This window comes from Bacillus sp. 95MFCvi2.1 (assembly GCF_000374965.1).
Lineage (GTDB): Bacteria > Bacillota > Bacilli > Bacillales > Bacillaceae_G > Bacillus_A > Bacillus_A pseudomycoides.
The window spans coordinates 110,402-128,388 of the sequence record NZ_KB895692.1 but is presented as its reverse complement, the minus strand read 5'-3'; the positions used below and the strand labels follow the sequence as shown (position 1 = coordinate 128,388).

The following is a 17,987-nucleotide window of genomic DNA, read 5'->3' as shown; positions in this document are numbered from 1 at the left end:
GAGCAACCCCTTTTTAAAAATATAAAATATATCGGAAAACTAGGATTGAAAAAAATCAGAATTATGATAAAATACAAATACAAAGCTTATCAAGAGAAGCGGAGGGAACTGGCCCTACGAAGCTCAGCAACCTGCTTATAAGAAGCAAGGTGCTAAGTCCAGCAAAATGGCATCCATTTTGAAAGATAAGGTAAATATATTACCGAACAGTCTTTTCGAAATGGAAAAGATTTTTTTTATGAATAAAAAGGGGGGCTGTTCGTGGGAGTGCGTGGACATTTTGACGAAGTAGCTGAGAAAATTCAAACGATGCTTGCGGATATGAAATATGGTTCTATTACAATTGTTGTGCAAGATGGAAAAGTGATTCAGCTTGAAAAAAGTGAAAAGGTACGCTTAAAGTAAAAAGCGCTGACTAGAAAAACTAGAGGCGGTTTTAATCTATTTTATTAGGTTAAAACCGTCTTTTTGCGTTACAGGGGGGGGAGAACATGCTGACGTATGAAACGTGGAAAGAGGATTTCGTTTCTTTTTTTGAGAAAGATGAAACAAAAGGAGCGTTACAAGTATTAGAGTGGGCCTATAAACATTATGAAAATGAAATTGTATACGCATGTAGCTTTGGTGTAGAGGGGATGGTGTTGTTACATCTTATAAACCAAGTAAATCCATCTGCAAAAGTTGTATTTTTAGATACAAACGTTCATTTTCAAGAAACATACGATTTAATTAAACGGGTGCGCGAAAGGTTTCCGGATCTTGAAATTATTGAAAAGCAACCCTTGCTAACACTTGAGGAGCAAGCAAAAAAGCATGGGGATCGTTTGTGGGAACATAATCCGAATCTTTGTTGTAAATTAAGGAAAATTTTATCACTTGAAGAATCTTTATCGAATGGAAAAGCGTGGATATCAGGGCTAAGAAGGGAACAATCTGAAACGCGTAAACATACAAGGTTTATAAATCAGGATCACCGCTTCCAATCTATTAAAATTTGTCCGCTTATTCATTGGACGTGGAAGGAAGTGTGGCGTTATGTATATAAGCATGATTTGCCTTATAATCCATTGCACGACATGGGTTACCCAAGTATAGGGTGTGAAAAATGTACGTTGCCTGTGGGAGAGGGGCGAGATTCAAGGGATGGACGATGGGCTGGAAAGATGAAAACGGAATGTGGCCTTCATGATCAATAAGGACATGGTTGATTTTAAATATATGTGAAAGAGGCGGACAGGGGAATGAGTAAAACCAAAATATTAGTAAATCGTATTGATGAAACATATGAAATAAAGGGGATTACAAAAGAAATTGAATTGGACAAAATTGCTTTAAGTGATTTAGAGCTTATTGCAATAGGTGGTTATAGCCCGCTTACTGGATTTTTAGGGAAGAAAGATTATCAATCTGTTATAGAAAACATGCGTTTAGTAAGTGGTGATGTATGGAGTATACCTATTACACTACCAATAACAGAAGAGAAGGCGAAGCAATTAAAAATTGGTGAAGAGGTTCGTCTTGTCAAAGAAAGGACCACATATGGTGTGATTCAAATAGAAGATATTTTTACACCGGATAAAGACAAGGAAGCATTGCTTGTTTATAAAACGACTGATACTGCCCATCCAGGTGTGAAAAAGTTATATGATCGACCAAATGTTTATGTTGGAGGAACAATTACGCTTGTGAAGCGTTTTGAAAATGATAAGTTTGCTTCTTATCATTTAGATCCAAGTGAAACACGTGCAGAGTTTGCAAAACGTGGCTGGAAAACAGTGGTAGGTTTTCAAACGAGAAATCCTGTTCATCGTGCACATGAATATATTCAAAAGTCTGCACTGGAAATTGTAGATGGCTTATTTTTAAATCCGCTCGTTGGTGAAACGAAATCAGATGATATTCCAGCTGATGTACGTATGGAAAGTTATGAAGTGCTTTTGAAAAATTATTATCCGAGTGACCGTGTCTTTTTAAGTGTTTTTCCAGCAGCAATGCGCTATGCGGGACCACGTGAAGCGATATTTCACGCACTGGTTAGAAAAAACTTTGGTTGTACACACTTCATTGTGGGACGTGATCATGCTGGGGTAGGGAATTATTACGGTACGTACGAAGCGCAAGAGATTTTTACGAATTTTACAGTAGAAGAGTTAGGGATTGCACCACTCTTCTTTGAACATAGTTTTTACTGTACAAAATGTGAGGCGATGGCCTCTACAAAAACATGTCCGCACAGTAAAGAAGAACATGTTATTTTATCAGGGACGAAAGTAAGAGAAATGTTGCGAAATGGAGAAATTCCACCAAGTGAATTTAGCCGTAAAGAAGTTATAGAAATATTAATTCGTGGTTTACAAAAAGAAGTCGTTACAAAATAAGGAGAGAGTAGGATGGAAACAAATATCACTTGGCATACAGCATCTGTTTTAAAAGAGGAAAGACGAAAGAAAAGTGGTCACCACAGTTTTGTCCTTTGGTTCACAGGTATATCAGCTTCTGGAAAATCAACAGTAGCAAATGCGGTTGCCCGAAAATTATTTGAAAAAAATATTGGTAATTATGTACTCGATGGCGATAATATTCGTCATGGTTTAAATAAAGATTTAGGATTTTCCGAAAGTGATCGGACAGAAAATATTCGTCGTATTGGTGAAGTGGCGAAGTTATTTGTAGATCAAGGGACAATTGTATTAACAGCATTTATTTCTCCATTTCGAGTGGATCGCCAGCAAGTAAGGGATATTCTTGAAAAGGACGAATTTCTCGAAGTGTTTGTAAAGTGTCCAATAGAAGAATGTGAGAAACGTGATCCGAAAGGGCTCTATAAAAAAGCGAGGCAAGGTGATATTAAGCAATTTACCGGCATTGATTCGCCATATGAAGAGCCGTTTGGAGCAGAAGTGGTTGTAGAAACGCAGCTTTATTCGATTGAACAATGTGCAGAACAAATCATCGGTTACTTACAAGAGCGTAGCTTTATATAGGGGGAATAAAAATGAGTTATGACAAAGTGTGGGCAAACAATGAAAAGTTAAATGCTACAGAGAAAAAGAAATTAGAAAAAGATGGCTTAGAAATCTTTAAAGCTATTCCGTATTATGCTGAAAATGGATTTGATTCTATTCCGAAAGAAGAGTGGGATTCATTTAAGTGGGCGGGGTTATATTTACAACGTCCAAAAGAGGCAGGGTATTTTATGATGCGCGTTAATATTCCTTCTGGTATTTTAACGAATGAACAAGTGGAGGTATTGGCTTCAATTGCGGAAGATTATGGTCGTGATGTTCTTGATATTACTACAAGACAGGCGATTCAATTCCATTGGCTTGAAATTGGTCAAATACCAGATATTTTTAACCGCTTAGAAAAAGTAGGATTATCATCAGCGGGAGCTTGTGGTGATATTACAAGAAATATTATTGGGAACCCCCTTGCTGGTATTGATGGTGATGAACTATTTGATACAGCATCAATTGTAAAAGAGGTATATGATTTCTTTCAACATAATGAAGAATTTTCAAACTTACCTCGAAAGTTTAAAATGTCGATCAGTACAAACGTATATAATGCAGCAAATGCTGAAATTAACTGTGCTGCCTTCATTCCGGCTACAAAAGAGATGGATGGAAAAACGGTGGAGGGATTTCATTTACGAGTAGGCGGGGGGTTATCTGCCCGTCCGTATTTAGCACAAGAACTAGATTTATTCATACTTCCTGGGCAAGTGAAAACAGTTGCGATTGCAATTGCTACTGTTTTCCGTGATTTTGGATATCGTGAAAAACGACATTTGGCACGTTTGAAATTCTTAGTTGCGGATTGGGGACCGGAAAAATTCAAAGAAAAATTATTAGAATATACAGGACATTTACATGATAAGGGGAAGGGTGCTTTAAAAGGATGGAATGCTGGATATTTCTACGGTGTTCATAAGCAAAAACAAGGGGATTTATCATACGTTGGTTTTAACGTACCGGTTGGTCGCTTACACTCTGAGGAGTTCTTTGAAATTGCTAGAATTGCGAAACAGTACGGAAATGGTGAAATTCGTACATGTAACTCACAAAACCTCATTATTCCGAATGTTCCGAAAGGTAATGTAGAAGGACTGTTAAAAGAACCTTTATTTGAATCTATTTCTGCAAGTCCAAAATCTTTCATCGGATATGCGGTATCATGCACAGGTATTGAGTATTGTAACCTTGCATTAGTAGAAACGAAAGAAAGACTACGTAATATTGCAGATTATTTAGATACACAGTTTGCTTTAGATGTTCCGGTTCGTATTCATATGGTAGGATGTCCAAATTCATGTGGACAAAGACAAATTGCGGACATTGGTTTGCAAGGGGTGAAATTGAAAACGAAAGAAAAAGGAATTGTTGAAGCATTTGAAATTTATGTAGGTGGTACGTTATTAGATGGTGGTGTCTATAATCAAAAATTAAAAGGAAAGATTGATGGAGAAGACCTTCCCAATGTTCTTGTATCGTTTTTAACATATTTTAAAGAACATAAACTGCCAGCTGAAACATTTTATGAGTTTGTAGGACGCGTTGGTATAGAAGATTTACAAGGGGCCTTAAATCATATTTTAGAAGAAGTGATTGCATCTTAGGAGGGAGCAATATGGATTTGTATCGTTTTGAAGCAGTATTGGCAAATGGTGTTGTTCCTGTAGTGGTTGTTGCGCAAAGTGAAGAACAGGCTTTTAAACTTGTGGAAGTAGAATTAGAGAAGTATTTTTTACCGCTTCCAGAAGTGAAGGAAATCTCTCTATATGAAAAGAAGAAGATTCGAAAAGGTGCAGCATTTGTCATTCATGAGCAGGAGACAGTGTAATACAAATTGAAAAACCGATATCAAACCTTTCTTTTTAGGTGGGAGAGAGCATTCGACCATGCCTAGCAGCGGTCAGCTCCTCTTCTTGCCTCATGTCGAGTGAAAACAAAGAGAGAAAACGAGTGCGGGTTACCTCTTGTTCTTTATAGCAGTGATTTATATGTTGGAAAATCAAAATGGATTTATATAGTAACTTCTATTCGTAATAGGGATGGAAGTTTCACCTTATAGTAGAAATGAGGAGAGATGATGGGAAAAGTATATATCGTTGGTGCGGGGCCGGGAGATCCAGAGTTAATTTCTGTAAAAGGGGTAAAGTGTATCGAACGAGCGGATGTCATTTTATATGATCGTCTTGTAAATAAGGAATTACTTTCTTATGCAAAGTCAGATGCAGACTTAATATATTGTGGGAAGCTACCAAACTATCACACCATGAAACAAGAAACGATTCATGCTTTTCTTGTTAAATATGCGAAAAAAGGAAAAATTGTAACCCGTTTAAAAGGTGGAGATCCATTTGTATTCGGAAGAGGTGGTGAAGAAGCGGAAGCGTTAGCAAAGCATGGTATTCTGTTTGAAATTGTACCTGGTATTACAGCTGGGATTGCTGCTTCAGCATATGCTGGTATTCCTGTTACACATCGGGACGCGAGCGCAAGTTTCGCTGTTGTGACAGGGCATCGGAAAGAGGGGGCTGGAGAAGAAGTGAAGTGGGAAAGCTTAGCGAAAGGTGTTGACACGCTTGCTGTTTATATGGGAGTAAGCAATCTTCCTTATATATGTGAACAGCTTTTGAAACATGGAAAAGGAGAAGATACGCCAGTTGCTATTGTGGAGTGGGGAACTACATCATCTCAGCGAACCATTACAGGAACGTTAGGAACAATTGTAACGATTGCTGGAAAAGAGTGGATTCAAAATCCGAGTATGATTGTGATTGGAGAAGTTGTTCGTTTTCGTGAAAAAATTCATTGGTTTGAACGCCAGGCTGACATTACGTATCCAGTAAGCGGAGTGTTATAAAATGAAAGCTGTGTTATATATATGCCATGGAAGTAGGTTGCGAGAGGCGAAAGAGGAAGCGATAGACTTTGTTTCTTCTTGTATGAATCGTGTATCAGCTCCTATTCAAGAGCTATGTTTTTTAGAGTTAGCAAAGCCTTTTATTTCAGAAGGCTTTGCTGCTTGCGTAAGAAGAGGCGCAACAGAAATTGTTGTTGTTCCGGTCTTTTTATTAGCAGCAGGGCATGTGAAAGAAGATATCCCAAATGAGTTAAAAAAAATGAAAAATAAATATCCTCACATTGTAATGACTTACGGGAATCCGTTTGGTGTTTCGGAATCACTCGTATCGGCTGCGTATAAGGGAAGTGGCATTAAAGAGTATGAAAATGAAGTGACCCTATTGCTTGTTGCAAGGGGGAGTAGTGATCCTGAGACGTTACAAGGTATTAAGCGTATTGCTTTTTTGTTTGAACAAGAAGAGAAAGTTGGAAAGGTAGAAGTATGTTATTTAGCTGCAGCGGAGCCGCGATTTGAGGAAAAGTTAAAAGCAGTTGTAAACCGAGCTAATGAGAACATCGTTGTTCTTCCTTACCTACTATTTACAGGATTGTTAATGAAACATATTGAACGAGAGGTTCGCAATTATAGTTATTCGAGTATACATGTATGTCCTTATTTGGGGAAAAATCATGTATTTCAAGAAATGTTGATTCAGAAAACGGAAGAAATTTTAAGGGGAGATGAGCGTGTACCCACTTACAGTTCGAATTAGAAATAAACGAGTTGTTGTCATTGGTGGTGGCCGAGTGGCATCATATAAAATCGCGCCTTTACTAAAAGAAGGAGCGAATATAGTAGTAGTGAGTCGTGGTTTAGATAAGAGTTTAATGAAGCTTGTAGAATCAAAGAAAATTCACTGGTTTCAAAAAGACTATGAAAAAAGTGATCTAGAAGATGCATTTTTAGTAGTAGCAGCTACAAGTGATGCAATATTAAATGAGCATATTGCACAAGATGCATCATTAAACCAGCTTGTGAATGTGATTACTAATCCTGAAAGTGGAAATGTTCATTTTCCAGCAACTATGCATAGAGGAAAGCTCAATGTTGCCGTTTCTACTGGAGGTGCAAGTCCAAAACTTGCGAAAAAAATTCGGGATGATATTGCGATGAAATATGATGAGACATATGAAGACTATCTTGATTTCTTATATGAAGTAAGGATGAAGGTGAAACAATTACGACTAGAAAAAAGACAACAGAATATTTTATTGCAAGAAGTGTTGAAGCTTGAGTATATTCGAAACCAGCAGAAAAGAGGAAGGTTTTTACAAGAGTTAGCTGAAAGAGTATGTGTAGAATAGAATACACGTATTGCTTAAAATATAAATTGAAAAACTGAGATAAACCTTTCTTTTTAGGTGGAAGAGAGCATCCGGCCATGCGTAGAAGCGGTCAGATCCTTTTATATAGCCGGACAAATTAAATTCCTCTTTACAAATATAGCAATCTACTCTATAATCACAAGTAACTTCAATAGATGAAATCGATGAGCAAGAAGAGTACGTATATTTGATGCGTTCAGAGAGCTGGGATAAGGTGTGAGCCTGGTACGATAAAATATACAGAATGGGCTTGCGAGAGGTATGCTGAACTATTTAGTAGGCACCCCGGGTTCCGCCGTTACAAGGATAGGGTATCGGAATTTTTCCTGTACCTGAACAAGTGGGATTGTTTAATCCAATCGAGGTGGTACCACGGTATTATTACATATATCGTCCTCTACATGCATAGTAGCGTGTAGGGGGCTTTTTTATTTTCTAAAGGAGGTGTGCGAGTATGAAATGAAAGTGTATAATTAAGAAAAGTGGAAATGTTCAGAAAAGGAGAATTTACAATGAAAGAAACACAGCAATGGACATCGAAAATAGGTTTTGTACTCGCAGCAGCCGGAGCCGCAGTAGGACTTGGAGCGATATGGAAGTTTCCGTACGTTGCAGGTAATGGCGGAGGGGGAGCGTTTTTTCTAGTCTTCTTATTATTAACTTTATTTATTGGTATGCCTCTTCTTTTAGCAGAGTTTGTTATTGGTCGTAGTACACAAAAAGAAGCGGTTACTGCATATAAATTGTTAGTACCAAATAGTAAATTATATCCATGGATTGGTCGTATGGGTGTTGTCACTTGTTTTAGTGTATTATCCTTTTATAGCGTCGTAGGTGGATGGATTTTATTATATTTATATTATAGTGTGACAGGAAGCTTTTGGAGTGGGGCAGTTGAATATGGAAAATTGTTTGAACAAACAATTTCGAATCCTGCTAGCGCAGTAGGTGCTCAGTTAATCTTTATGCTTTGTACTATTTTTGTTGTAAGTAAAGGTGTAGAAAAAGGAATCGAAAAGGCAAGTAAGTATATGATGCCGCTATTATTTATTTTGTTTATTGCTATTATTATTCGTGCTCTTACACTTGATGGTGCATGGGCTGGTGTAGAGTTTTTCTTAAAACCGGATTTTTCAAAGCTAACAGCCGATACGATTTTATATGCGATGGGACAATCTTTCTTTTCACTAACAGTAGGTGCTTCGGTAATGGTAACATACAGCTCATACTTAAAGAAAGAGGAGCATTTAGCGAAATCAGCAACATCAATTGTAAGCTTAACGATTTTTATTACAGTGCTTGCGGGACTAGCAATTTTCCCGGCGATTTTCGCATTAGGGGTTAAACCGACAGAAGGACCAGGTTTATTGTTCATTATTCTTCCAGCTGTATTTGCGAAAATACCATTCGGACAATTTTTCTTTATTATGTTTTTAATTTTATTCTTCTTTGCAACCTTAACTTCTGCAATCTCGATGCTTGAAATTGTTGTTGCATCTGTAGCGAAAGATAATGAGAAAAAACGTCCTTCGGCATCATTTGTTATTGGATTACTAATTTTTGCGGTTGGAATTCCATCTGCACTATCATTTGGAATTATGAGTGATGTAAAAGTTTTCGGAAAAACATTTTTTGACTTAGTGGACTTTACGGTAAGTAATGTATTGCTGCCGTTAGGGGTACTAGCAATTTCATTGTTTGTACCGAATAAAATGAGTAAAGATTTACTAATGAAAGAATTAGAAGTTACAGAAACAAAGGGAAAAACATTATTTAACATTTGGTTTTTCTTACTACGTTATATAATTCCAATTACAGTAGTAATCGTATTTTTAAATGCAATTGGTATATTTAAGATGTTTGCAAAATAAAAAGGCGAGGGGAGATTCCCCTGCCTTTTTTATTTTATCCCGCTATTCACGGACAGTAATACTCTCGCTGATTAAAGTTTCAATTTATTGTGATGCAGATGTTTTTAATAAACGAGTATATGTTTTATAAGCTGTAGCAATTGATATAACGGAACCAATTAAAAATAGGATCGCACTACCAAGCGTAAATAATCGGCCAACATATGTTTCTTGGGCTTCTTGTAGTTCTGCTTGTTGTTCTGTATTCATGTGTATCCCCCCTAGATGAATAGGCATTTTGTTTTAGTTTATGTAAAATGCCTATAAAGTGTTAAAAATAATTTTGGGGACAAAACCATTGCTTTCGGGATAAATAGAAGACTCGGTATGTACCGAGTCTTCTATTTATCCGCCAGTAAAACCCATGCCTCAAAATTTCCACATGCGGAGGAAAAAACAATGATTAAAGTTTCACTTTATAATCCGATATAACTAGAAGGATCAACTGCATTTGTTTTACCCACGTTCCATTCGCCAATATGAAGTTCAAAATGTAAATGTTGTCCGAAAGATTGACCGGTGTTTCCCATAAATCCTAATTGTTGACCTTGTTTTACAGTTTGTCCATTAGATACAGAACGGCTGCTCATATGAGCATATACTGTTGTATAAGTTTTTCCGTTTATACGATGTGATAAGTAAACGACGTTTCCATAACTGGATGATAATTCGGAACGAATAACAACACCGTCTGCAGCGGCGATAATTGGAACTGTTCCAGCGGCTGCGATATCAATGCCTTTATGATTATCTAGGGAACGAGCGCCGAATCCAGAAGTTTTTGAACCAGCGGCTGGCTTAATAAATCCACCTTTGTTCGTATCTTGCGGTGTTGGTGCAGATTGTTTTTTTGCGTCCTCTGCCTTGCGTGCCTCTTCAGCTTTACGAGCTTCTTCCGCTCGTTTTTCTTCTTCAATTGCTTTTTGAACCGCTTGTCGTTGATTTTCTAAAATGCTTTTCGATTCTTCTAATCCCTCAATCTCAGAATCTACTTTGGATACTTTCGTATGTAAATCGTTAATGAGCGCTTGTTGCTGCTGTTGATTCGCTTGCAATTCTTGTTGCTTATGTTCTAATTTTTGTTTGGATTCCTCTAATTGCTGTTCCTTTTTCTCAACAGCCTCTTTTTCTGCTGTTACAGCCTCTTGATCACTTGTTTGTTTTTTTACAATATCGGTATCATTATTTAAAATCAAACTTACGGAATATATATTGTCAACAAGATCTGCGATGTTATTTGAATTTGTTAACACTTCCGTAATGATATTTGTGCGAGGTTTTTCTTGCATAGATTGCAGTCGTTGTTTAATGACATCTTGACGTGTATCTATGTTGATTTGTAATTGCTCAATATGTTTCTTTTTCTCAGCAATGACTTGTTGAGTCTTGCTAATTTCTTTCTTTGTATCATTTAAATCAGCTTCATTTTTATTAATAGAAATAGTTAGTTCATCAATCTTTTTTTGTAATTCTTGTATTTCTTTTTCAATTTGTTCTTTCTCTGCTGATTTATTTTGTAAGTCGCTTTGTTGTCCTTCTAATTCTGATTCAATTGTAGATAATTTATCTTGATTTGTTTCCGCGTGTACTGGTGAAAGTAACGGAGAAACAAAAATAGTTCCTGCTGCTAAAACGCTGAAAGTTGCAAATTTTTTCATTGTTGTCTAGCTCCTTTCCCTATGAATGTATATATCATAAGAAGAAGAAGGGTGTCTATTGTTGTAATCATACTGTAAAGAAAATTTTATAAAATTGCTAAGTATTGTCGGAATTAAGAATATTTTAGGAGAGTTTGTCGTCTAATTGTAAAGTTGAAATTGGTATTAAGAATCGAATTTTTTAATTTTAGCAGCACATAAAATGAATAAAAATGATTTCATTTTACACAATAAAGCTTTGTTTTAAAATCTATAAGTGAATAGTGAGGAATCGTTCTCATGTTAGGTTTTCTGACATGAGTTTTATTTTTGTCAAGAAAATTATTTGTATTCACACAAATTTATTTTGTTGTCAGATTTCATTTTTTGATTTATGATTTTTAACAGGGACAAAATGTAGTGAATTGTCGAATAATATGTAATACTCTTAATTTCTTAGTTTCATAGAACAAGAGAAGGGGAGAGTTAATGCATCTAAGAAGGGGGTTGCAGCAAGTATGAAAAGGATAGGACTTGCATGGCAAATTTTAATAGGTCTTGCGCTTGGTATTGCAGTTGGGGCGATTTTTTATGGCGATAGCACAGTGGTAGGATACTTAAAACCAATTGGTGATATTTTCATCCGATTAATTAAAATGATTGTTGTACCAATCGTCGTAGCGAGCATCATTGTTGGGGTTGCAGGAGTTGGTGATGTTAAAAAGCTAGGTCGATTAGGCGGAAAGACAATTATTTACTTCGAAATTATTACAACGATTGCGATTGTTGTTGGCCTACTGGTAGCGAATATTTTTCAACCAGGAAAAGGCGTGAATATGGATCAATTAACAAAGACTGATATTTCTAAATATGCAGAAACGACAGCTCAAGTGCAAAGTCATTCGTTTGCAGATACATTTGTAAATATCGTTCCGACGAATATTATGAAATCATTGGTTGATGGCGATATGCTTGCCATTATTTTCTTCTCTGTACTATTTGGTTTAGGAGTTGCGGCGGTTGGTGAAAGAGGACGACCGGTTCTTCAATTTTTCCAAGGCGTAGCAGATGCAATGTTTTACGTAACAAACCAAGTTATGAAGTTCGCACCATTTGGTGTATTCGCATTAATCGGTGTTACAGTTTCTACATTTGGTTTAGCTTCATTAATTCCGTTAGGGAAATTAGTAATCGTCGTTTATGGATCCATGATTTTCTTCGTCGTAGTTGTATTAGGACTTACGGCAAAATTATTCAGGATTAATATTTTCCAATTCTTCAAAATTTTAAAAGATGAGCTGATTTTAGCGTATTCTACTGCGAGCTCAGAAACGGTTTTACCGAAACTGATGGAGAAAATGGAGAAATTCGGTTGTCCGAAAGCAATTACATCTTTCGTTATTCCAACTGGTTACTCGTTTAACTTAGATGGATCGACGCTATACCAAGCGATTGCGGCAATTTTCTTAGCGCAAATGTACGGTATTGATTTATCCATTACACAACAAATTACATTATTACTTGTATTAATGGTTACATCTAAAGGGATTGCCGGTGTACCAGGAGTATCATTCGTTGTACTATTAGCGACACTTGGTACAGTAGGTATTCCAGCAGAAGGTTTAGCATTTATCGCAGGTATTGACCGTATTTTAGATATGGCTCGTACAGCAGTTAACGTTGTAGGTAACTCTTTAGCAGCTGTTGTTATGTCTAAGTGGGAAGGTCAATATGACGATGCAAAAGGACAAGCCTATTTAAAAGAGATTTCAGAGAAACAAGCAGCGTAATAATTGTCGTAAAAGCCCTCACATAAGATGTGGGGGCTTTTTTGCATAGTAAAGGAGAGAGAATAATGAAACGGAAATACGGAGATGGTTCGTCCTGGGAACGGCTAATAGAGAAAACATATGAAGTGAAGATCATAGAGCAAGGAATGTTAGGGATACTGCATACGCCCAAAGTGACAGAGCCTAGTTACAAGCAATATAATAATCAAGAACTTTGCATTGTAAATGATGGATACACATGGGTGCAGTATTTTATAAATGATAAGAACTTTGCGATTACAGCTATGCTCGATGAAAAGAAGAACTTAGTGCAGTATTATATTGATGTGGCAAAAAAATTTAGAATAGATGGGCGAGGTATGCCCTATTTCGACGATTTATATTTGGATGTAGTGTTATTACCTAACGGTGAGGTATATTTACTGGATGAAGATGAATTAGAAGAAGCGTATATAGCTGGAGATATTTCTGAAGAAGAACATAATGTAGCGTGGGATACGGCCAAATGGCTTATGGAGGAAATTGAAAAAGAAAAGCTTCCTTGGATTGCAATTTTAGAAAAAGAAATTCAAAAATTAAAATGACTATTTTCCTTTCTTTATGCTGATTTATTCGTGTTTTTGTATAAATATCAAAAAAATACCAACTGTTTTTATACAAATAATAATTGACTTTTGATTTGTAAGCGAGTAAAGTTAGGAAAGAAATTATTATTAAAAATAAAATATGAAACCTTCTTATAAAGAGAGGCGGAGGGACTGGCCCTACGATGCCTCGGCAGCGGACTCACGATGGAGTGCTGTGCCAAATCCAGCAAGCATGTGCTTGAAAGATGAGGAGAGTGTTTCTTATAGAATTATAAGACCTCTTCTTTTCGGAAGAGGTCTTTTGTTATTGAATAGAAAAGGTTTAGAAATAGGGAGAGATGTTATTTTGAAACAAACGAGAGGGAATGGTTTGGCGTTATTACCGCTTGGAATATTTTTGGGGCTATTTATTGGTTCTGGCATTATTACAGGTGATTTCTATAAATTGCCGATACTTGTTGCGATTTTAATAGCTGTAGGAACAGCGTTAGTGATGAATCGTAAGGAAAGCTTTACAGTGAAAGTTGAACGGTTTGCCAAAGGGGCTGGTAATCCGGATATTATGATTATGGTGTTGATTTTTGTACTTGCTGGTGCGTTTTCTGAAACAGCAAAAGGAATGGGTGGAGTTGACTCTACAGTTAATTTAGCACTGTCTATTTTACCGCAAGGGTTTATCGTTGCTGGGATTTTTGTTATAGGGGCCTTTATTTCACTAGCGATGGGAACTTCGATGGGAACTATTGCAGCGTTAGCACCAATTGCTGTAGGGATTAGCCAGCAAACAGATATTTCTATTGCGTTAACGATGGCAACAGTTGTCGGTGGGGCAATGTTTGGTGACAATCTATCATTTATTTCTGACACGACAATTGCAGCTGTTCGTTCGCAAGGAACAGAAATGAAAGATAAGTTTAAAACGAACTTTTTAATTGTACTGCCAGCTGCAATTATAACGATTGTACTATTAGTAGTTATTACATTAGGGAATCATACAGAAATTAAAGCTCATATGTTTGATTGGGTGAAAATTTTACCATACGCAGGTGTACTTGTTACAGCGTTGCTTGGATGGAATGTGCTCATCGTATTAACAGGTGGAACTGTATTATCTGGCATTATCGGCCTAATAGATGGAAGTTATACATTAGCGAGTTTCTTTAAAAGTGTAACGACTGGCATTGGCGGTATGATGGAGTTAGTATTACTAGCAATTTTAATCGGTGGAATGGTTGAACTCATTCAATATAATGGTGGTATTCAATATTTAATGGATATATTAACACGTAATATTCGTTCGAAAAAAGGCGCGGAGTTTGGAATCGCCGGTTTAGTGAGTATGACGAATATGTGTACAGCGAATAACACAATTTCTATTATTTTCACAGGACCGCTTGCAAAAAATATTGCCGATCAATATGAAATTGATCCACGAAAATCAGCGAGTGTGTTAGATCTTTTCTCTTGCTGCATACAAGGATTAATTCCGTACGGTGCACAAATGTTAACAGCAGCAGGATTTGCCGCATTATCTCCAATTGAACTGTTACCATATGCGTTTTATCCAATTTTAGTTGGAGTATGTGGTATAGTCTCCATTTTAATTGGTTTTCCGCGGTTTTCGAAGGTAGCGGAAAAAAAAGAATATCATAAAACAGCGTAAAGAAGAGGATGTCTTATATAAGGCATCCTCTTTTCTTTATGAAGCGTATATACGCTTTGTTTAACTTTATATGCATCTTAATGTAGGGCTGACCCGGAATAGGTCTTAAGTCTGATTCGAAAACGGTTCTTAAGCTCGTTATGGAAAGTCAAAAAAATAGTTAAGATAAGAGTATCAAATCGAAGGGAGGCAAGCACAAGATGAAACAATTTTTAGCGTTTATCGCGGCCGGTATTTTGGCTTTGATTGCTCTTGGTAGTCTTGCTGGTATTGTAGGATTCGCAATTGGAGCAGGGATTGTGTACTGGAGCTATAAATCATTTGTGCGAGCACAATCATTTTTTGGAAAGTTAGTTTGGGGTATTGGCGGTTTAATCGGCTTGTCAATTGCCCTTTCCCATTCCCCAGCATTAATCGGTATCGTAGCATTAGTAGTTCTATACTATGGATACCGTGAGTGGAAAAAAGAAAAAGATGTAGTAGTTGATTCTGCTTCAGAAGGCTCTAAACGATATAGCAACTTTGAAGATGAGTGGAACAAGTTAATGAAAAACTAATATAAAACAATTTAAATCATAAAGTAGAAGAGAGGAAGATTATAATGAAACAATCTTTATTCGGACGTGTACGCGATGCAATTTTAGCAGATTTTCATAATGTTTTAGATGAGAAAGAAAGAAAAAATCCAATCGCTATGTTAAATCAATATTTACGCGATAGCGAGCGTGAAGTAACAAAAATTGAAAAATTAATTCAGCGTCATAAAACACTAAAATCTAATTTTGCTCGTGAACTTGAGCAGGCTCGTTATTTCGTAAATAAGCGATCAAAACAGGCGATAATTGCACAAGAAGCAGGGGAAATGCAATTGCATGAACGTGCATTAGAAGAAGTAGCATATTATGAAGGGCAAGTAGCTCGACTAGAAGAAATGTATGCAGGTGTAGTGGAGCAAATTGATGAGTTAGAACGACGTCTTTCTGAAATGAAAAATAAACTAAAAGAAATGAATGCAAAGCGTATGGAATTAATGGCACGTGAAAACATGGCTCATGCGAACCGTCGCATGAATACAGCTCTTCATAAAATGGATGAGAACAACCCATTCTTACGATTTGAAGAAATTGAAGATCACATTCGTGATTTAGAACTTCGCATGAATGAAGATCATGAGCGTGATACATTTGATATGAAAATTGCAAAGCTTGAGCGTGAAATGAAAGAAAAGGATGAAGTATCCTTAACAAAAGAAGTAACAAAATAATTGTAGTACATTATAAAACGAGCTTATGATATAGTGATAGAAGAAAAGGTGTTGGAAAGCAATACCTTTTTCTTCTATTTATATGTGACAAGAAGGAGGGGAGCTGAAATGAAGAAACAATTTTCAAAATCACAACTAGTGGGGATGCTCCTCATCATATTTGGATTTGGTCTTTTTCTTGATATGATTCTCGGACATTTTGAACCGGGTGCTCTTATTTTTGCATTTATTATGATTATGTTCGGAAGACATTATCGGAAAAAGAATCGCTATGTGAGAGGTAATGTGTTTTTATTTGTCGGAGGACTTATTTTTTTATTCTTCCTGTTTTCATCAGCAGCCTTCGTACTTGTTGTAGTTACTTGCTTAGCTTTCATCGGTTATCAGCTTATACAAGGACAGCAGAAGCCAAAAACTGTACAGGTAGAAATTAAGGAAAAAGGATATATAGATGAAGAAAAACAAATCTATCGTACAGAACCATATCTTAAAAATATGATGGTAGGTAACGTAAGAATGATGGATCATATTTATGAATTAGAGGATATTAATGTCCAGTACGGAGTCGGTGATGTTGAAATTGACTTGACGACGGCGATGATTCCTGAAGGAGAAACGATTATCGTTATTCGTGGCGTTATTGGTAACATTCGTTTGTATGTTCCGTACGATATTGAATTATCTTTAAATCATTCTGTTATTGTTGGTAGAGTATTACTTCCAGGACATGAAGAGACAGGATTTAATCGAAATGTTACATTCAAAACAGAACAGTATAGGGAAGCTCCTCGGCGTATTAAAATAATTTCTTCGCTTGTCGTAGGCGATACGGAAGTGAGGAAAGTATAATGAAAAAGCAAAAGAATATTTCATGGATGTATATTCGTTACTCTATGTTATCTTCTGTTAGTATTGCAATTATTTGTACGATTGTATATGTATGGAAAAGTAGAGAAGATGTATACGATTTATTGTGGAAAGAATCCATTGCTTCTGTTCCAATTAGCTTGTTCATTATGAGCACAAGTCTTCTTATTGGAGGAATTGTTGGATATGCAATTGGTTACTATATGCAGCAGCGTATTCAAGGTTTAAATACTTTTTTATTTGAAGTAGAGCGAGGTAATTTTCCAAAAGACGTTTCGTTTACTGCAGAGGATGAATTTCATGAAGTAGAGAGAAAGGTAATTGCGCTTGCTAAGCGATTAGAGGAACAAGCCGGATTATTTCAAAAAGTAACGAATGAACGAGCTCATTGGAATGAAGAGATGAGACAAGAAGCTATTTCTCAAGAAAGGCATCGATTAGCTAGAGAACTGCATGATTCAGTGAGTCAGCAGCTTTTTGCAATGTCTATGATGATGTCAGCTATTAATGAACAGGTGGCTCAAATTCCAGAAACAACAAAAAAGCAATTGCAGCTTGTGGAAAATATGGTCGTAAATGCACAATCAGAAATGAGAGCATTGCTGCTTCATTTACGTCCTGTACAACTTGAAGGTAAAAAATTAACAGAAGGTATAGAAGAGTTACTAACAGAGCTTTCAAGAAAACAGCATATGAAAATTGAATGGTTGATTGAGCCAATTCAATTGAAAAAAGGTGTGGAAGATCATTTATTCCGTATTGTGCAAGAAGCTTTATCCAATACGTTACGGCATGCGAAGGCAAAGAAAACAGAAGTTCGTCTTCGTCAAATCGATCAATATGCAATTTTAAAAATCATTGATGATGGTGTTGGGTTTGAAGTAGGTGTCAATAAAGCTGGATCATATGGTCTGAGGTCTATTCAAGAGCGTGTTCATGAAATTGGTGGAACACTAAAGGTACTAAGTTTTCCGAATAAAGGTACACAAATTGAAGTGAAAGTACCAATTATAATAGAGAGAGAGGGGGAGTAG

The 17,987-nt window shown here is 36.5% G+C and carries 19 protein-coding genes, 2 riboswitches and 1 other annotated feature; of the genes, 17 read left to right on the top strand and 2 right to left on the bottom strand.

What is annotated here, in order from left to right; genetic code table 11:
* The first annotated feature begins 83 nt into the window (after positions 1 to 83).
* A riboswitch (SAM riboswitch) is annotated at positions 84 to 192 on the top strand.
* Between the two features lie 69 nt (positions 193 to 261).
* The 10 genes from C568_RS32640 to C568_RS0106170 all read left to right on the top strand — a co-directional run bounded on the left by C568_RS32640 (position 262) and on the right by C568_RS0106170 (position 9,106).
* Positions 262 to 405 carry a YezD family protein gene (locus C568_RS32640; RefSeq protein ID WP_003196202.1) on the top strand — a complete coding sequence of 48 codons (144 nt, stop codon included), beginning with the start codon at positions 262 to 264 and terminating at the stop codon, positions 403 to 405.
* An 86-nt stretch (positions 406 to 491) separates the two neighbouring features.
* Entirely contained in the window at positions 492 to 1,196 is a 705-nt protein-coding gene (locus C568_RS0106210) for a phosphoadenylyl-sulfate reductase (protein ID WP_006094159.1), read from the top strand.
* A 45-nt stretch (positions 1,197 to 1,241) separates the two neighbouring features.
* Positions 1,242 to 2,378 carry a sulfate adenylyltransferase gene (gene sat / locus C568_RS0106205; RefSeq protein WP_018781014.1) on the top strand — a complete coding sequence of 379 codons (1,137 nt, stop codon included), beginning with the start codon at positions 1,242 to 1,244 and terminating at the stop codon, positions 2,376 to 2,378.
* Positions 2,379 to 2,390: 12 nt separating this feature from the next.
* The gene (gene cysC / locus C568_RS0106200; protein ID WP_018781013.1) at positions 2,391 to 2,984 is read left to right on the top strand and encodes an adenylyl-sulfate kinase; all 594 of its coding nucleotides are present in this window, start codon (positions 2,391 to 2,393) and stop codon (positions 2,982 to 2,984) included.
* Between the two features lie 11 nt (positions 2,985 to 2,995).
* Complete coding sequence (locus tag C568_RS0106195) at positions 2,996 to 4,618, top strand: nitrite/sulfite reductase (RefSeq protein WP_018781012.1); 1,623 nt, start codon at positions 2,996 to 2,998, stop codon at positions 4,616 to 4,618.
* A gap of 11 nt (positions 4,619 to 4,629) precedes the next feature.
* Positions 4,630 to 4,842, top strand: a complete 213-nt coding sequence (locus C568_RS0106190; RefSeq protein WP_006094165.1) for a DUF3906 family protein — start codon at positions 4,630 to 4,632, stop codon at positions 4,840 to 4,842.
* Between the two features lie 249 nt (positions 4,843 to 5,091).
* The gene (cobA, locus tag C568_RS0106185) at positions 5,092 to 5,868 is read left to right on the top strand and encodes a uroporphyrinogen-III C-methyltransferase (RefSeq protein ID WP_018781011.1); all 777 of its coding nucleotides are present in this window, start codon (positions 5,092 to 5,094) and stop codon (positions 5,866 to 5,868) included.
* 1 nt (position 5,869) lies between these two features.
* Entirely contained in the window at positions 5,870 to 6,622 is a 753-nt protein-coding gene (locus C568_RS0106180; protein ID WP_006094168.1) for a sirohydrochlorin chelatase, read from the top strand.
* Positions 6,597 to 7,214, top strand: a complete 618-nt coding sequence (locus C568_RS0106175) for an NAD(P)-binding protein (RefSeq protein ID WP_018781010.1) — start codon at positions 6,597 to 6,599, stop codon at positions 7,212 to 7,214. The genes C568_RS0106180 and C568_RS0106175 overlap by 26 nt, the downstream gene beginning before the upstream one ends.
* 176 nt (positions 7,215 to 7,390) lie before the next feature.
* Positions 7,391 to 7,636 (top strand) — a binding site (T-box leader).
* Between the two features lie 111 nt (positions 7,637 to 7,747).
* Positions 7,748 to 9,106 carry a sodium-dependent transporter gene (locus tag C568_RS0106170; RefSeq protein WP_018764225.1) on the top strand — a complete coding sequence of 453 codons (1,359 nt, stop codon included), beginning with the start codon at positions 7,748 to 7,750 and terminating at the stop codon, positions 9,104 to 9,106.
* Between the two features lie 84 nt (positions 9,107 to 9,190).
* Here C568_RS0106170 and C568_RS34610 read toward each other — a convergent pair whose 3' ends face one another.
* Together C568_RS34610 and C568_RS0106160 are read right to left on the bottom strand one after the other, a co-directional pair.
* Complete coding sequence (locus C568_RS34610) at positions 9,191 to 9,355, bottom strand: hypothetical protein (protein ID WP_006094174.1); 165 nt, start codon at positions 9,353 to 9,355, stop codon at positions 9,191 to 9,193.
* Between the two features lie 206 nt (positions 9,356 to 9,561).
* Positions 9,562 to 10,803, bottom strand: coding sequence for a murein hydrolase activator EnvC family protein (locus C568_RS0106160; RefSeq protein ID WP_018764227.1), 1,242 nt, complete (start codon positions 10,801 to 10,803; stop codon positions 9,562 to 9,564).
* 497 nt (positions 10,804 to 11,300) lie between these two features.
* Here C568_RS0106160 and gltP point away from each other — a divergent pair, with 497 nt between their 5' ends.
* From gltP to C568_RS0106125, 7 genes are all read left to right on the top strand, one after another.
* Entirely contained in the window at positions 11,301 to 12,572 is a 1,272-nt protein-coding gene (gene gltP / locus C568_RS0106155; RefSeq protein WP_003196226.1) for a glutamate/aspartate:proton symporter GltP, read from the top strand.
* Positions 12,573 to 12,637: 65 nt separating this feature from the next.
* Positions 12,638 to 13,156 carry a DUF402 domain-containing protein gene (locus C568_RS0106150; RefSeq protein WP_018781009.1) on the top strand — a complete coding sequence of 173 codons (519 nt, stop codon included), beginning with the start codon at positions 12,638 to 12,640 and terminating at the stop codon, positions 13,154 to 13,156.
* Between the two features lie 150 nt (positions 13,157 to 13,306).
* Positions 13,307 to 13,411, top strand: a riboswitch (SAM riboswitch).
* Between the two features lie 94 nt (positions 13,412 to 13,505).
* The gene (locus C568_RS0106145; protein ID WP_006094179.1) at positions 13,506 to 14,822 is read left to right on the top strand and encodes a Na+/H+ antiporter NhaC family protein; all 1,317 of its coding nucleotides are present in this window, start codon (positions 13,506 to 13,508) and stop codon (positions 14,820 to 14,822) included.
* Between the two features lie 200 nt (positions 14,823 to 15,022).
* Positions 15,023 to 15,379, top strand: a complete 357-nt coding sequence (locus C568_RS0106140) for a lmo0954 family membrane protein (protein ID WP_006094181.1) — start codon at positions 15,023 to 15,025, stop codon at positions 15,377 to 15,379.
* A gap of 44 nt (positions 15,380 to 15,423) precedes the next feature.
* Positions 15,424 to 16,086 carry a PspA/IM30 family protein gene (locus C568_RS0106135; RefSeq protein ID WP_003196232.1) on the top strand — a complete coding sequence of 221 codons (663 nt, stop codon included), beginning with the start codon at positions 15,424 to 15,426 and terminating at the stop codon, positions 16,084 to 16,086.
* Between the two features lie 108 nt (positions 16,087 to 16,194).
* Positions 16,195 to 16,935, top strand: a complete 741-nt coding sequence (gene liaF / locus C568_RS0106130; protein WP_018781008.1) for a cell wall-active antibiotics response protein LiaF — start codon at positions 16,195 to 16,197, stop codon at positions 16,933 to 16,935.
* Positions 16,935 to 17,987: a sensor histidine kinase gene (locus C568_RS0106125; RefSeq protein ID WP_003196236.1), complete on the top strand. Its 1,053-nt coding sequence runs from the start codon at positions 16,935 to 16,937 to the stop codon at positions 17,985 to 17,987. Before liaF ends, C568_RS0106125 begins: the two co-directional genes overlap by 1 nt.

Coding starts and splice junctions, on each gene's coding strand:
- C568_RS0106210 (WP_006094159.1), top strand. CDS start 492: ATGCTGACGTATGAAACGTGGAAAGAGGATTTCGTTTCTTTTTTTGAG.
- sat (WP_018781014.1), top strand. CDS start 1,242: ATGAGTAAAACCAAAATATTAGTAAATCGTATTGATGAAACATATGAA.
- cysC (WP_018781013.1), top strand. CDS start 2,391: ATGGAAACAAATATCACTTGGCATACAGCATCTGTTTTAAAAGAGGAA.
- C568_RS0106195 (WP_018781012.1), top strand. CDS start 2,996: ATGAGTTATGACAAAGTGTGGGCAAACAATGAAAAGTTAAATGCTACA.
- C568_RS0106190 (WP_006094165.1), top strand. CDS start 4,630: ATGGATTTGTATCGTTTTGAAGCAGTATTGGCAAATGGTGTTGTTCCT.
- cobA (WP_018781011.1), top strand. CDS start 5,092: ATGGGAAAAGTATATATCGTTGGTGCGGGGCCGGGAGATCCAGAGTTA.
- C568_RS0106180 (WP_006094168.1), top strand. CDS start 5,870: ATGAAAGCTGTGTTATATATATGCCATGGAAGTAGGTTGCGAGAGGCG.
- C568_RS0106170 (WP_018764225.1), top strand. CDS start 7,748: ATGAAAGAAACACAGCAATGGACATCGAAAATAGGTTTTGTACTCGCA.
- C568_RS34610 (WP_006094174.1), bottom strand. CDS start 9,355: ATGAATACAGAACAACAAGCAGAACTACAAGAAGCCCAAGAAACATAT.
- C568_RS0106160 (WP_018764227.1), bottom strand. CDS start 10,803: ATGAAAAAATTTGCAACTTTCAGCGTTTTAGCAGCAGGAACTATTTTT.
- gltP (WP_003196226.1), top strand. CDS start 11,301: ATGAAAAGGATAGGACTTGCATGGCAAATTTTAATAGGTCTTGCGCTT.
- C568_RS0106150 (WP_018781009.1), top strand. CDS start 12,638: ATGAAACGGAAATACGGAGATGGTTCGTCCTGGGAACGGCTAATAGAG.
- C568_RS0106140 (WP_006094181.1), top strand. CDS start 15,023: ATGAAACAATTTTTAGCGTTTATCGCGGCCGGTATTTTGGCTTTGATT.
- C568_RS0106135 (WP_003196232.1), top strand. CDS start 15,424: ATGAAACAATCTTTATTCGGACGTGTACGCGATGCAATTTTAGCAGAT.
- liaF (WP_018781008.1), top strand. CDS start 16,195: ATGAAGAAACAATTTTCAAAATCACAACTAGTGGGGATGCTCCTCATC.
- C568_RS0106125 (WP_003196236.1), top strand. CDS start 16,935: ATGAAAAAGCAAAAGAATATTTCATGGATGTATATTCGTTACTCTATG.